11 protein-coding genes are annotated in these 15360 nt (G+C 58.5%); 6 read left to right on the top strand and 5 right to left on the bottom strand.

Features of this window, described 5'->3' with window-relative positions; genetic code table 11:
* The first annotated feature begins 14 nt into the window (after window positions 1–14).
* The 5 genes from AAE514_RS13765 to AAE514_RS13745 are packed head-to-tail and all read left to right on the top strand — an operon-like array spanning window position 15 to window position 6328.
* On the top strand, window positions 15–617 hold the full coding sequence (locus AAE514_RS13765) for a chemotaxis protein CheW (RefSeq protein WP_347332131.1): 603 nt from the start codon (window positions 15–17) through the stop codon (window positions 615–617).
* Complete coding sequence (locus AAE514_RS13760; protein WP_347332130.1) at window positions 614–2482, top strand: methyl-accepting chemotaxis protein; 1869 nt, start codon at window positions 614–616, stop codon at window positions 2480–2482. The genes AAE514_RS13765 and AAE514_RS13760 overlap by 4 nt, the downstream gene beginning before the upstream one ends.
* Window positions 2483–2484: 2 nt before the next feature.
* Complete coding sequence (locus tag AAE514_RS13755) at window positions 2485–5322, top strand: hybrid sensor histidine kinase/response regulator (protein WP_347332129.1); 2838 nt, start codon at window positions 2485–2487, stop codon at window positions 5320–5322.
* Window positions 5322–5825, top strand: a complete 504-nt coding sequence (locus AAE514_RS13750; RefSeq protein ID WP_347332128.1) for a hypothetical protein — start codon at window positions 5322–5324, stop codon at window positions 5823–5825. Before AAE514_RS13755 ends, AAE514_RS13750 begins: the two co-directional genes overlap by 1 nt.
* Window positions 5826–5830: 5 nt before the next feature.
* Window positions 5831–6328: a chemotaxis protein CheW gene (locus tag AAE514_RS13745; RefSeq protein ID WP_347332127.1), complete on the top strand. Its 498-nt coding sequence runs from the start codon at window positions 5831–5833 to the stop codon at window positions 6326–6328.
* Here AAE514_RS13745 and AAE514_RS13740 read toward each other — a convergent pair.
* Window positions 6325–7731 (bottom strand): sodium/proline symporter, encoded by a 1407-nt coding sequence (locus tag AAE514_RS13740; protein WP_347332126.1) that lies wholly within the window; start codon window positions 7729–7731, stop codon window positions 6325–6327. The genes AAE514_RS13745 and AAE514_RS13740 overlap by 4 nt on opposite strands.
* Before the next feature lie 111 nt (window positions 7732–7842).
* On the opposite strand from AAE514_RS13740, the gene AAE514_RS13735 reads away from it, so the two are divergent.
* Window positions 7843–9639, top strand: a complete 1797-nt coding sequence (locus AAE514_RS13735) for an ABCB family ABC transporter ATP-binding protein/permease (RefSeq protein WP_347332125.1) — start codon at window positions 7843–7845, stop codon at window positions 9637–9639.
* Here AAE514_RS13735 and AAE514_RS13730 read toward each other — a convergent pair.
* The 4 genes from AAE514_RS13730 to AAE514_RS13715 all read right to left on the bottom strand — a co-directional run bounded on the left by AAE514_RS13730 (window position 9636) and on the right by AAE514_RS13715 (window position 15074).
* The gene (locus AAE514_RS13730; RefSeq protein ID WP_347332124.1) at window positions 9636–11291 is read right to left on the bottom strand and encodes a PKD domain-containing protein; all 1656 of its coding nucleotides are present in this window, start codon (window positions 11289–11291) and stop codon (window positions 9636–9638) included. The two genes, AAE514_RS13735 and AAE514_RS13730, sit on opposite strands and share 4 nt — an antisense overlap.
* 67 nt (window positions 11292–11358) lie before the next feature.
* The gene (locus AAE514_RS13725) at window positions 11359–12933 is read right to left on the bottom strand and encodes a PKD domain-containing protein (RefSeq protein ID WP_347332123.1); all 1575 of its coding nucleotides are present in this window, start codon (window positions 12931–12933) and stop codon (window positions 11359–11361) included.
* Between the two features lie 135 nt (window positions 12934–13068).
* Window positions 13069–14418: a conjugal transfer protein TraF gene (gene traF, locus AAE514_RS13720; protein ID WP_347332122.1), complete on the bottom strand. Its 1350-nt coding sequence runs from the start codon at window positions 14416–14418 to the stop codon at window positions 13069–13071.
* A gap of 215 nt (window positions 14419–14633) precedes the next feature.
* Window positions 14634–15074: a DUF6491 family protein gene (locus AAE514_RS13715; RefSeq protein ID WP_347332121.1), complete on the bottom strand. Its 441-nt coding sequence runs from the start codon at window positions 15072–15074 to the stop codon at window positions 14634–14636.
* Between the last annotated feature and the right edge of the window lie 286 nt (window positions 15075–15360).

The raw sequence follows: 15360 nt of genomic DNA, 5'->3' as shown, positions 1-15360 counted from the left end.
CGCTTGGTTTCGCCATGATCTCTTCAACCCCGGACGCCCAGAAACAACTGATTGAGGCGCTGTCCCGCTTCTCGGATCTCCCTCCGGAGGCGGGGCTGCCCGCCGGCGCCCTGCGCTCGGCGGAAACCCTCGGGGCCGCCTTCTACCGTTTTTCGATCGGCGAGTTTTATTGGGTATTTCCCGCCGAGCAACGGGCGGAAGCGTTCTCCGAGCTCAGTATCGCCCCCGTACCGGGAAGCGACGAGCTGCTGGCCGGCCTGGCCCAGATTCGCGGCGAGCTGACCCCCATTTATCAGCTTCATTCGCGGCTGGCCCAAGCTCTGCCAGCCCGCAACAAGACACTGGTTTTTCACCTCGATGGCGCCATGGTGGGATTGCTGATCGACGCTCTTCCCGAGCGGCAATGGCTTGAACCCTCCAGCGCCACCGACGAACCACTGTTTAATGAACGCACCGACCCCGTTTCCGCCCTGGTCCGTGGCGTCGCTCGCGACGGCAACCGACATTTGATTCAGCTCGCCGTCGAACACCTCGGTTCAGCATTGCGTGAGCTGGCCTCGACCAGCGCCAGCACACACGAAAAAGGCCCCACCCCCACAATACCGGAGCACGTATGAAAGCACTCACTGGCCTAAAAATATCGCACAAAATCAGCAGCCTGATGATTGGTTTGGTTGTGGGTTTCGTGATGATGGGCGTGGCCTACTACGCCCAGATTGCGACCGAAATACGCACTGAAGATATTCAGCAACAGCGTGCCTCCACCCAGGCTCAGTTGCAGCAGCTGGAAGCCAACTTCGAGCAGCGCCGCAACCTCGTCAACCGCTGGCGCACGACCGGCGACCCGAGCGTCCTCGAGCGCCGTGAAGCGCTGCTGGAAAATGCTCAGGTGCTACTTAGCCAACTGGCTGAACGCGACCCCCGGTTCGTGAACCGGCCGCTTCTGAACGACCTTACCGAGCAGCACACGCAACTTCAAACCCAGACGCAGGAGCGGCTGGAGCAACGCGGGCTGAACAATACGTTTTCACCCGACAATAGAGCCTCTGCCCTCCCCCCCGTGGATCGCGAAACGTTTGAAGCGTATTCGTCCTGGGCGGACAACAACGCCCAGCAACGGCTGGACATCGCCGCTCAGGAGCGCACCATTGCCCAGACGCTGTTCGCCGCTTTGTTGCTGATTACCGCCATTGGCACCACGGTAGCCATGTACTTTATTTACCGCAGCATCGTCCTGCCGCTATGGCATATTCAGGGCGTTATCGCCCGGCAAAACCGGGGCGAAACCGAAGCGCGGGTGCAACTAACCAGCCAAGACGAACTGGGCACGCTTGGGCGAGCGTTTAACCGGCTGCTGGACGAGCGGATTCAGGTGCTTGAAAGCCAGGCGAAGGAAAACGAACAGCTGAACGAGTCCATCATTACCCTCATCAAATCATTGGGCGCGATTGCGCAGAAAGACTTGACCATTAAGGTGCCGGTTTCCGCGGACGTGACCGGCACCGTTTCCGATGCCGTGAACCTGCTCACCTCGGAAACCGCGCGCACCCTCCACCAAGTGACCCAAATCTCAGCGCAGGTCAACCGCATTTCCGACCAGTTGCTTGAACAATCCGGCTCGGTTTCTCAAATGGCCGAAAAAGAGCGCGAGCAAGTCGCCGAGGCGAACCGTGCGCTGGAAAGCCTCGCCAAAGCCATGAACCAGGTCGCGATGGAAGCTCGCACCACCAACCAAGTGGCTCGTACCGCCATTGAGCATACCCACCAGGCCCAATCTTCTGTAGGCGAAACCGTCACCGGCATTCGCGCCATTCGTTCCACGTTGGGGGAAACGGAAAAACGTATCAAACGCTTGGGGGACCGCTCCCAGGAGATTACCGGTATTGTCAACCTGATTAACACCATCGCCGAGCGCACCCATATTCTCGCCCTGAACGCCAGTATGCACGCCGCCTCCGCCGGTGAAGCGGGCAAGGGCTTTGCCGTGGTGGCCGAGGAAGTACAGCGGCTTGCGGAAAACGCGCGCGAAGCCACCTCTGACATTTCCGCCATGGTGAACAACATTCGGGTGGAAACCTCCGATACGGTGAACATTATGAACACCCTGATCACCCAGGTGGCCGAGGGTACCCGTTTGGCCGAAGACTCCGGCCAACGGATGCAGAATACCGAAAAAGCCACCCGCCAATTGGTGGACCACGTCAAATCCATTGCCACCAACTCCGTCGCTCAGGCCAGTAATGCCAACCGGGTGCGGGACCGGGCCCAGAGTATTACCGAATCCACCCAGAGCACGCACAGGGAGCTTGAGCAACAGGGCATTCAAGTCAATGAATTGAAAGCCTGTGCACGGACCCTGGTTGAGCGGGTAAGCGTCTTCCACCTGCCCGAGTTCCAGGCCGAGGCGCAGCAAGCGGTGAACAGCCTGAAGCGGCAGGCCGTGAACCAGGATCTTGCCAATCAGCCTAGCCAGAGCGCGTAACCATGATGAGCGAGCCAACGACACCGGCCCTGAACCGCGAACAGCAGGACATGCTCTCACTGCTGATTGTGGAGCTTCAGGAACAGCTGGATGCCTCCCTGGAGGACCCCGCGCCCGATTCGCCGGAAGCCATGGCCACCTGGCTCGAGCGTCGGGGGTCCGACTTGGAGAATCTGGAAAACGCCGCGCAGTTGATTGGCCTTGGCGCTTTGTCCGCGGTTTGTCACCACTTGCGAGAGAACCTGAAAGCGGTGAGCAATCAGCCAGACGGTGAGGAGGTTCTGATATTGGCCTCCAGCTCGCCCATGTACCTGCTCGGTTATGTACAGCAGCTGCATTCGGGAGAACCCGACCTCGAGGCAATCGAGGGCCTGCTGCAGTTTCTATCAGACCCGGCCTGGCCACTCCCCCCGCCCGACCTGGAGGGTTTGCAAAAAGCCTTGGCACAGCCGGAGTGGGAGCTGCACGAAGAGAGTAGCGCTCCTACGGGGCCCCCTCACCAGGCGGAAGCCTCGATGCTGACGCTGGCGCTCAGCGAAGATATCAATCCACGACTGTTCGAAGGGTTGATGTTGGAATTACCCGGGCAACTTGAGCAGTTTTCCGAGACGCTCTCACAGTTTACCCAAACCCGCTCGTTGGAGGCGCTTCAAAGGGCGCAGCGCATTACTCACACGGTTAAGGGCTCGGCCAACGTTGTCGGCATTACCGGCCTGGCCAACTGGATGCACTACAGCGAAGACCTGCTGGATTTGCTGGAAGAGATGACGCCGAAGGTACCCGCCGGTATTGACGACCTGTTGATGGAAGTCGCCGACACCGCCGCCAGCCTGCTCGACCACCTGCTGGACGCCACCGAGCCGGGCGAAGAGGCTGTGGAGGCCTTGCAGCACCTGCTCGATGGCTACCACCGACTAGCCGCCGGTGACCTGTCCGCCGCCCAAGACCGGCCAACCCCTGAGCAGCCAACGGCCGCAGAGCCGGAAACCACGGAGCAAGCCACAAGCACCGAGCGAAGCTCACCTGAACCCGAACGAGCGCCGGAGCCGACTCAAATTCGAGTCTCCGAAGACGGAATCAACCGGTTGCTCACCCTCTCCGGGGAGGCGAGTATTGGCAATCACCGTCTCACCACCCAAACCCACCAGGCGCGGCACGGCGTCATTCAACTGCAGCACTTGCAACACAAGCTCAATCAGTTGACCGAAGAGCTCGGCCAGGTCATTGAATTGAGAAACCTGTTTGCCAATCACGCCCTGGAGGATGATCAGTCACTGGACCCCTTGGAGCTGGACCGCTACAACGAGCTGCACAGCTTTTATCACCAGTTGCAGGAATACGCCGCCGATGCCAACGATCTGATTCTGGGCACAAAGAGCGAGCTGAGCTCATTGGATGACCTGCTTCAAACCCAGCAGCGCCATCAGAACGACGCTCAGCAGCAACTGCTCGAGATGCTCAGCGTGCCGGCCAGTCAGGTGGAGTCGCGTCTGCAGCGGTGCGTGCGCCAGGCCTGCCGGCTCACCGGCAAGCAGGTGGCGCTACACATTGAGGGCGGAAATACGCCGCTGGATCGCAACACCCTGCAACATCTGGCCGACCCCCTCATGCACCTGCTGCGCAACGCCGTGGACCACGGGATCGAGAGCGGCGAGGAAAGAGCCGCCCTGGAGAAGCCCGAGTCAGGCCAACTCCGGCTAAGCTTCCAGTCTGAAACTCAATCCACGGTGATCGAGTTGAGCGACGACGGCTCGGGGTTCGATCACGAGCGAATCCTCGAACGGGCCGAGGCGTTGGGGTTAACGCCACCAGAGGATGCCGGCACTCAGTGGCTGGAATCGCTTGTGTTTCTTCCGGGCTTTTCCACACGGGAAGCGGTCAGTCAAACCTCGGGCCGGGGCGTCGGCCTGGACGCGGTGGCCGAACAACTCAAAGCGTTGCAGGGGCAAATCAGCGTAGAGAGCGAACCGGGGCACGGCACCCGCTGGCGCCTGGTGATTCCCAACCGCCTTATTGCCGAACATCAGTTACTGGTGCAGGCCGGTGCCGACAAACTGTCGCTCAGCAGCCGGGGCGTGCAGCAGGTGGTCTTTATGGAACCTGACCAGTTGAGCAATAAAGGCGATGCGCTTTTTTACCGCTACGACAATCAGACGTTCAGAGTTTGGCACCTCTCCCAGGTGGCCCGCCTTCCAGGCACAGAAAGTGCCGACACTCGCCAGGCACAGGCGGTGCTAATGCTGCAGTCGAGCCAGGGGGAGGTTCAAGGCCTGTTAATTGACCGCATTTTGGCCAGCCGTGAGATGGTGGTCAAACCCTTGCCCGCGTTTTGCCCCGAACTGCCCGGGGTACTCGGAGCAACCATTCTCGGTGACGGTAAAGTCGCGCCCGTGCTGGACGCGGTCGCCCTGGTGGAGTCCGCCTCCCAGGCCGTGCACCGGCAAGCCGAGCCGCAGATGCCCAGCCTCTCTCAAGCCCGGCCGCTGGCGTTGATTGTCGATGACTCTCTGAGCACTCGCCGCTCATTGGTGGAGTTTGTAACAGAGCTGGGAATGGACGTTGTTACCGCAAGAGACGGCTTCGAAGCCATTGACCGCCTGCGGGATCGAACGCCCTCCCTGGTACTGGTGGATATGGAAATGCCCCGCATGAATGGCCTGGAGTTTACCGCTCACTTACGCGCCCAAGAGGCCCTGAAGGATATACCCGTCATCATGATCACTTCCCGAAATACCGAAAAACACCGGGAGCTGGCGCAAACGGCGGGAGTGGACCGCTACCTGAACAAGCCGTTCTCGGAAGTGGACCTTCTCAATAGCATCGAATCGAGCCTGCACTGATGAACGACAAGTCCGACCTCAGCCTGGCGCCCTCCCAACGCTCCGCCCCCTCACCGGATGATTGGCTACTGGTCGATGCGGTGGAACTGCTTTGGTTGCTTCCAAGGCGCGAAGCCGTCCACCTGGGCGAGTTCACCTGCGCGGAGGAGGCGCTGCCCGCCTGCGGGCAGGTACACCATAACCAACAGAGTTATCCGGCCGTTTACTGGAACCGAAAACTTCGGCTTTGCCTGCCCGAGGAAGGGGGCTGCCGCTCTGCGTTGATAGTACAAAGCCCCCTGGGGGCACTCGCCCTGGCCTGTCGCCGACTCATGCGACTGGAGCGGCCACCCCGGTTCTACAACCTACCCCAGTGCATGCAGGGCCGACATCACAACTTTGAGCAAGTGGCCGTTCTCAACGGCCGTGTGGCCGCCAAGGTCAATACCGACATGCTCCTGGAGCGCCTGCCCGAGGCACTGCGCCGAGATACTTATTCACAACATTCGTCACTGGGAGGCTGACCAATATGGATGCGACGGAACAAGAGACGAGCCGCCCGCTCAGCGCTTGGCTTTTAACGCTCTCGGACGGCAGCGAGATCGTTCTCGCCCAGGGCGAAGTGAAATACCTGGAACAGGTGACCCAGTTGGTCACGGTGCCCGGGCTGCCCGCCTACAGTTCCCAGGCGTTTCTCTGGCGGGACCAGTTTATTCCCCTACTTCAATTATCACACCTGCTAAGCGCTCGGCCGCTCACGCCCCCCAAGGCACCACTGGTGGCCATCGTGGCCTATCGCGCGGCTGAAGACGCCACCCAGGCTCTGCAATTGGGCGCTTTGCCGCTGGCGGGAAAGCCAGAGCTAATTCAAGTCATGCCCGAGCAGGCACGCCCACTGGAAAGCCTGAAGGAACGCTGGCCACACCTGAGCTGCGCGGCGCTCAGTTACCGGGAACAGCTTTACCCGGTACTTGACCTCACCCGCCTATTCAACTCTACGCCGCACGCGCTCATTACGCTTCACTAGCGGTCAACCACAGGAATGGGGGACTTCAAGTGAAGCAGCCCGTAGACGGCAAAGGCGACCGTCATTGAGGGCAGTAGCTCATACACATACTCGGTAATGACCGTGTAGTGCGAAATCAGGTACGCCACCACCCCGGCGATCATTATGGTAATGGACTGCGCTTCCGAAGGCAGACGATGAAAACGGTAAATCAATAATAACGGCGCAAACGCCGAGGCCAACAACCCCCAGGCCAGGATCACCAACTCAAACACACTATCATTCCCGTAAATAGCCAACACCAGCGCAATGCCGATGACCGTCATGGTGGCGAGTTTGGTTTGAATAAACGTCATGGGCCGCCCGGGGCGAACATCCCGCGATACCGCCGCGGAACAATTGATGACCAGTGAGTCCGCGGTGGACATGGTCGCGGCAAACAACCCCGCCAAAACCAGACCGGCAAGGATACTCGGCATTAACTCCACCGCCATGGTGGGCAGTGCCAGCTCACTGTCGAACTGCTCGGTATTGGTAATGATCAGCCGCGCCAGAAGACCGACGATAATCGTGGCCCCGTAGAAAAAAGTGAACCAGCCATAATAGTAAGCGCGAACCTGGTTCATCAGCTTGCCGTCGGTCAGGCTCATGTACCGCACCATGACGTGAGGCTGGCCCACCACCCCGAAACCGGCGAACAACCACCCCACCACAAATAAAGTGGCCGACCACACGGTGCTTCCCGGGGGGAACCAGCCCATAAAACCGGACTCCACCTGGTGCAATTCACTCACCATCTGATTCCACCCGCCGACACTCTCCATCGCCATCCACATCAGCATCGGCATGGCCACCACCATCACCATGGACTGTGCCGCGTCGGTCCAGATGGAAGCGCGAATCCCGCCGGCGAAACTGTAGATCAACACAACTATGGCGCCCAACCAGGCCCCCGTGGTGAGGTTCCAATCGAGCAGTACATGCAATGCCTTACTGCCGGCATTCAGCTGTGCCCCGGCGTAGGTGCCCAGGAACAAGAGAATCAAAAGCCCGGCGATACGACGCAGTTTTCGGTAATCCTGCCCCCACCAGTCGGTGACCAGCCCGCTGAAGGAGTCGAGCTTGCGGCGTGCGGTGGTGTCCCGAATGGGGCGCCACAACAACACAGAGCCAACAAAGTCCCCCAGTATCCAGCCCACCATGAGCCAGATGGAAGACAGGCCGTTCATGTAGGTGAAGCCGATCATGCCGGTAAACATATAGCCGCTGTTATTGGTGGCCACGGCCGAAAGGGCCACCAACCAGGGCTTAATACTCTGCCCCGCGGTCAGGTAGTCCGAAGTGGTGTGCTTGCTCGCCACCACCGACAAGGCACCGATCACCACAAACACCAACAGAAAGAACAGAAAACTGGCAATAATCATGAGCTCTCCCACAACTGAGACCGCATTCCACTACAGCCTAGCACACAGCCATCGGGCCCAGCCTGTATACTGCGCGCTGGTCGGCCACCCCAAGAAAGCACGAGGAGCGCCATGCGCGGTTACAGCCACAACCCGCCCGAGCCGGACCCGTCGGTACCGCGCCTGCGTCTGCGCCAGGTATGGGGCTACATTTGGCCCTATCTCTGGGCGTACAAAGCGCGGGTCATTATTGCCTTACTGGCGCTGCTGGCGGCCAAGGGGGCCTCGCTGACGATGCCCTGGGCGCTCAAGCACATTATCGATGGCGTGGACCGAAGCCTGCAGCCTGAAGTGGTTCTGCCGGTGGCTTTTTTGCTTTTTTACGGTTTTCTGCGCTTTGGCAGTGTGTTCTTTGGAGAGCTGCGAGACGCGCTGTTCAGCCGGGTGACCGAGCGGGCCATGCGCCGCATCGGCTTGAGGGTTTTTGAGCACCTTCACCAACTGGAACTCAACTTCCACCTAAGCCGACAGACCGGGGGCATCAGCCGGGATATCGAGCGGGGCACCACCGCCATCAGCTTTCTGATGCGCTTCCTGATGTTCAACATTGTGCCGACCCTGTTTGAAATCATTATGGTCGCGGTCATTTTTACCCTGGCCTTTTCGCCCTGGTATGCGTTGATCATTCTGGTGGCGGTGTCGATCTATATCGGCTTTACCGTATTCACTACCGAGTGGCGAACCCGCTTCGTCCGGGAAGCCAACCAGGCGGACTCCTCCACCAATACCCGCGCGGTGGACAGCCTGCTCAATTATGAAACCGTCAAATACTTTAACAATGAGCGCTTCGAGGCCAACACCTACGACGAGTTTCTGGCCCAGTGGGAGCGCGCCAAGCTTAAGAACCGCTTATCCCTTCTGGCATTGAACTCGGGCCAGGCACTGATTATCGCCATGGCGATTACCGGCATGATGTTCATGGCCACCCAATCGGTCATCAACCGGGAAATGACTCTGGGGGACCTGGCCATGGTGAACGCCTACATGATCCAGCTGTTCATTCCGCTCAACTTTTTGGGGTTTGTCTACCGGGAAATGCGCCGCGCCCTGACAGACCTGGAAAATATGCTGGGCCTGCTACAACGGGCCCCGCGCATTACGGACCGGGAGGGCGCCGCCCCCCTGGTCATCGAGAACGGCGACATCAACTTTCGCCATGTGCACTTTGGTTATCACCAAGATCGGCCTATTTTAAAAGACTTGTCCTTTTGCGTGAGCGCCGGTCAAAGAGTGGCTATTGTCGGCGCCTCGGGTGCGGGGAAAAGCACCATCGCACGCCTGCTCTATCGCTTTTATGACGTCGATGATGGCGTCATTGAAATCGACGGCCAAGATATTCGCTCGGTGACACTGGAAAGCCTAAGGAAAGCCATTGCGGTGGTTCCCCAGGATACCGTGCTGTTTAACACCAGCATTCGGGAGAACATTGCCTACGGCAACCCCGAGGCGTCGAGTGAAGCCATCGAGCGGGCCATCCGCATGGCGCACCTGGATGCCTTCATCGCCAGCCTGCCCAGCGGCGATGGCACGGTTGTGGGGGAGCGCGGGCTCAAAGTCTCGGGCGGAGAGAAGCAGCGAATTGCCATTGCCCGGGTGCTGTTGAAAGGCGCACCGATTCTGATATTCGACGAAGCCACCTCGGCCCTGGACTCCCGGGCAGAGGCCGCAATTCTCAGTGCGATACGGGAGGTTTCCGCCGGGCACACCAGTTTGGTGATTGCCCACCGCCTGTCCACAATCATTGACGCTGACAACATTCTGGTGGTGGATAACGGCAAGCTGGTGGAGCAAGGCCGCCACCACCAGCTTTTGCAACAAGACGGTCGCTACGCCCGCTTGTGGGCGCAGCAACAGTCGGGGGAGGTTTAGGGAACGGTAACCGAGGTAGTTTGCTCGTCCCAGCGGGTGCCATCGTACACGTTCAGCGTTACTTCATAGGTGCCCGGTTCATCCACCCGGAAGAAGGCGCTGGGGAGCACGGAGGTGGTGATAGCCTCCGTTCCGCCCTGAACCTGCCACTCAAACTTCAGTACATCCCCATCCTCACCGTAGTCGGATGCCGGATGGCATGTGAAGCTCAGCTCGTCGGAGGCCTCACAGGAGAAGTCCGCCGAGGGTGCCAGGTCCGATCCCATGGCGACCGACACGGTTTTATCGTCCACAAAGAAAACACCGGTGGTAGACAAAGTCACTTCGTAGACCCCCGGCTCAGCATAAGTATGAGAGGTCACGGGATCATTGGAGTCGCTTCCATCGCCGAAGTCCCACCGAAGGAAATTGGTTCTGGTGGAATAGCCCGCGTTGACGTAGAGGGTGAGTCCACGCTTGCGAAACAGCGGACGAGGTGTACCCGCGAAATCGAGATGACCTTCGAACGAGACGCCCGATGCCTGCGAGGTATCACCCAACTCGCCGTCATATACCGTGAGGACCTTATTGAGAACCTCGCTTTGAAATGAGCTGCTGGAATTGCTATAACGGCTTGAGCTTGAGCTACTGGAGCTTCCTACCGTATAGAAGCTGCTATAACTGTAGGAGCTGCTTGAACTGGAATTTCCAAAGACGCTCGAGGCGCTTGAGCTGGAGATAACGCTTGGGCGGCTGGAGCTAGAGAACTCCCGTCGAATAGACGCAGAAGATGATGACGCACGCGCTGAAGAGGCGGCGAATGCCGAATTGGCCGTGTACATCGTTTTAGTGATTTCATCGCCATCCGGATCCATGGATAAATCCGTGTTCATCCACACTTCACCGGGGCTGTGGTCTGCCGCTATCATGGCCACGGGCGCGTGGTTCCCCTCCTCCTGCCATTGCCCCGCTTCCACTTGAACGGTTTTCCGGTGAGTACCGCTGTCGGAGGTCACCTCAACTATGATGGTATAAGTGCCTTCGAAAAAGTAAGTGTGCCACGCTTCATGGGCGCCCTTGACGCTATGGCCATCGCCCCAGGAAATCGTCACCGACTCGGGGTTGGGCACGCCCTCTATAAAACCGAGCGCCTCGACGAATACTGTTTGCCCATTCATGGTGGCCCGCAACTCGGTATGCGGGTCCTGCCCGACGGCAAAACAACGCGGTTGCTCATCAGAGTCGCCGGTACGCGAACCTTGAAGGCCAAACCCGACTACTTGCTCGCTGGCAATAAAGTCATTCCAGGGCTTGCCTGTGGCCCGATACTCCGGTGCCTCCCCACTGATGTCGGCGCCCCAGGCATGATTAATGGTGTACCCCTCGGGCATTTCAATGATTACTTCCCAACCGTCTACCGGCTCAATGCCGGTATTGGCAACTTCAAACGAATAAACAAAGCCGCTGCTCCAGACGCTTTCGCTGGCCACTTCGCAGTTAAACGAGCGACCGGGTGCGTAAGAGGACGCGGAAGACTGAGTGCTGCTAGCGGAAGAGGAGGACATAGGGGGGAGAGGTGACTCTGCCAAGACCTGATGACTCAGAACGAGACCACTGAGCAGAACAGAGGCGGCGAACGTCACGCTGCCCCGGAAGAATTGATAGGGTGTCATAGTAAACTCCTTGTGCGAGGGAAAGGTGCCACGCCCGGTTGCGAACGTGGCATGCCTCTTAGCAGGATTAATCCTCGGCCGAGGCCGGTATCGTCAACGTCCAGGTGTGCTGGTCATCCGCTTCACCATCACTGACGTGCAACGTTATCTCGTAGGTGCCCGGCACCTCAAACTGGTGACGAACCCCGGCGGTGGTAGAGGTGCGAACCAGCTCGGTACCGTCCCCCAAATCCCACTCGTATTTCAATACATCGCCGTCGGCATCGTAAAGCTGGTCTGGAGTGCACGAGACCCAGCCCCCGTTTTGCGCTCCAGTATCTGAGCAACTGAATTCTGCCGAGGGAGCGGTATTCTCGGCGCCTCCCATTCGTACATCGACAGAAATAAGGTCGCTGAAACCGCTGCCCGTGGTACTCAGCCTAACTTCGTATACCCCGGGTTCATCGTAGGTATGGCTGGTCACGGTTTCCTCGGACATAGTCCCATCCCCGAAGAACCAACGCAGGGAGGTGGTCTGCCTGGAATCGCTAGCATCCACGTACAGGGTCAGACCCCGCTTGCGAAAGAGGGGGCGGGGATCACCGGGAAAATCAATATAGCCGTTTACGGCTTGGCCCGCCTTCTGTGTGGTATCACCCAGTTCGCCGTCGGTTACCGTCAGAACATCATTGAAAGAGCCCAGGGAGAACGAACTGCTTGAGCTACTGTGGCCCGAGGAGTGCGCGACTGACGACGACGAGGCGCTAGCGCTCGGACGGGGGTAAGCAAACGCTGAATTCACGGAATACTGCTCAAAAGTCAGCGGGTCGCCATCTATGTCGCCAGACAGGGACTTGTCCGCACTGACGGCACGATACGAGTATCTCGCCGCCAAAACCGCCACCGGCGCATGGTTGCCGTCGGCCTCCCATTGGCCGGCTTCTACCTCAAGCGTTTTGCTTTCCGTGCCTGAGGCGGTCTCTACCGAGACGCTTACCTCGTAGGTGCCGGGAAAAAAGTACGTATGCCAGGCTTCATGGGCACCGTTCACTGAATGGCCATCACCCCAATTAATGGTCACCGCCTCTGGCGCGGAAAGGCTCTCAATATAGCCGAGCGCATCCACAAACACCGTGGGGCCGTGCACGCTGGAGTGAATCTCATCCTGCGGCTCCGGGCGGTCGGCGAAACACACAGGCTCGGAATCAAAACTTCCCGCGAGTGAGCCCTGAATACCAAAGTACGCGCTTTGCCCCGCGCCGATAACGCGGCTCCAAGGTTTGTGCGTCGCCTGATACTCCGGGCCGGCGCCGTTAATCTCCTCTCCCCGGCTAATCTCCGCGCCCCAGCTATTGGTGATGGCATGCTCATGTGACAGCGCAACGGTCACTTCCCAGCCATCTACCGGTGTGTTGCCGGTATTAGTCACGGCAAATGAATAGACAAAACCAGTGCTCCAGACGCTTTCACTGGTGACTTCACATTGAAGCGAACCCTCTCTTGGCTCAGAGGACACGGAAGACTGCGTACTGCTCGAGGAAGCAGACGACAAAGAACTGGCAAGGGGGGACTCCGCCAACACCTGATGACTCAGGAAAAGACCGCTGACTAGAAAAGAGGCGGCGAACGTCACGCCCCCCCGGAAGAAACGAAAGGGTGTCATAGTAAACTCCTTGTGTGACTTATTATTGAGCTGGTACTGACCGATACTACATCCAGCGACCTGCTTAGCTTAGCAAAAACATGCGCTGTTGCAGGAAATAAGTCGCAAACAAAAAGTATAGCGCCAAGAAAACGTTTAAAACGCCAAACCCGCCTGCAATGCGACGCCCCATTCATCTTCGCCCGCGCTTCTCGCCACGCCAATGTCCAGGTGGGCCGTTCGCCCACCGAAACCCAGACCAATGGAGGGTAGCGTGGTCGCATCAATCAGGTTGTGTCGAAGGCCAGCTCGCAACGCGGTATTTCGCCAAAGGAACCATTCGGCACCAACAGCCACAAATTGCTTATCGGGATCAAACCCCAAAGGTTCGTTACGCGTCAGGTCCATATCGATACTGATCCGCAGGGGCTCGGTTCGATAACCGAGCCCTATACGGGCAATTGGGCGCTGCTTTATACGATCTCCGCGTACCGTGTCATAGTTTTGGTCCAACAGGTTACGCACCACCACCCCCCACTGCCAGCGGCCAGACAAATCGTGAACCATTCCCAAGTCCATATTGAAACGGGTGGAGCGGACCTGGTAAAGCTCCTGGTTATACGCACTGAAATCAAACTCATCAACACGCTGTTCAAAGTGAATGGTGGTAAACGTCACTTCTTTAAAAGAGAGACCGACGTGAATGCGGTCATCTTCGGCAACGCCAAAGCTACGAGCCACACTGATCGCCTCCTCGGCCACATCGGCCCCCTGGGTTTCGATCGTTGAGAAAAACTCATCGGGGATAGGCTCGCGCAGGTAGTCCTCTACATTCAGGTCTTCGATTTGGTCCGTTCGGGCATCGTCGTACAGCGCCTTAAAATCCACGTACTCATCCAACGCCAGGGCCGCCAACCAAAACGGCCTAGCCTGGCCGAACACCTCCTCCAGCGTAAAACTCTCCAGATCGACTGCTGCCCCTTCCAGGTCACGCAGAGCCGCAGCCGCGTCATATAAGTCAGCCACACGATCCACGGTATCGGTCACTCGGCGGATATTGGCGTTGTCCCGCTCAGAAACGTGAACCACACTACCCAGCACCAAAAATTGACGGTGGTAGCCACCAATGGCCCACCGCCCCGTGGGATAACCGAACGACACGCCATAAGACGCACTCGCTCGCAGAGGCTTATTCGAAAGGTGGTTGATATCGCCCTGCACCTCCCGGACCCGGAGGGCAGTCTGGCGCAACTCTTCCGCCAGCTCGGATTCGTCCCCACCCCAGTTCAACTCGACATCAATGAGCGAGTCCAGCGCCGCATCATCGTAGCGCGCCGAAAAGTCTTCGGCCGACTGCAGAAAGTTATCCCTATCCAGAAGGCGGGCACCCACGTACGTGTGGGCGTGCAAGCGCGAATGGCGCCGGGCGTCATGGTTAATCAATAAAGCGGGATTAAATAGGCTCGCATTGTGGGCGCGTGCGGTAACAACGCCCGTTCCTGCCATTGACAGGGAGCGAGCATCATAAGAAAGAAACGAGATAGGTAGGGCCGGCGCAGAAACACCCGCCAACAGAGCGCCAACGATCGCCATCGCAACCGACCGACGTCGCCCACAGCACAACGGTATACAGGACATGGGGTCCTCGCAGTCCAGATTTCATCACACGTCGCTAGCTTAACAGAGTTGGCCGACCACCATTGGCTCTGGGGCGCTTTACGTTATTGAGACGCGCTCTCTCTCGCTTCTTTGTATGATTCAACCGCTTTTTTATGTGCCTCGAACGCCGCTTCCCGGTCTTCAAACTCGAAGAGATGGCGAATAGTGCAGTGGTCACCGCTGGTATGCATCTTGTGCATGCCACCGCCGCATACTTCGGTGAAGCGCTCCTCGAACGCGGCGCGCGGAGAGGTACCCACATCATTGCAGCCGGGGAGCAACGTCGCCAGGTAGTAGTTGCGGCGTCCATCAATAGAGACCACATCGTGGTCCAGAACCCCATAGCCGCGAATATCATCCTCACGGACGCAGGCCCGGCCGTTCTGCCCCGTCGTCTCTTTCAGAACCTGATTAAACGAGGGGGTATCGCCGCCGGTTGTGCTGCAACCGGCGAGCAGGGCTACGGCCAAGCCGCCCATCAAACCCAATGTTGCTTTTTGCATGACGTCACCTCTGTATTTGGCTCAATTGTGAGTGTCAATTTAGAAGACAGCGCTTGTGGCGGCAAGTTCGGATTTGGAAGCGTAGCGCCCAATGGCTCGGCACTAGTGAAGCCCTCTATAAGAGAGCCTTCGGCTCCCTTTTGGGGCTCGCCCGCTGGCGGCCACTCCCCCAGGGACCCCGGGCCAGCCGTCGCCTTAGCGCAATGAATTTTGCGTCAAAAACAGTTGACCTTTCAAATGATAATATCTATCATTTGCGCCTGATATTTCATTTGCATACAGGAGC

The sequence above is a fragment of the Marinimicrobium locisalis genome, from assembly GCF_039822625.1.
GTDB lineage: Bacteria > Pseudomonadota > Gammaproteobacteria > Pseudomonadales > Cellvibrionaceae > Marinimicrobium > Marinimicrobium locisalis.
Note: the sequence above shows the minus strand (reverse complement) of the source record. Positions and strands in the feature narration are given on the sequence as shown.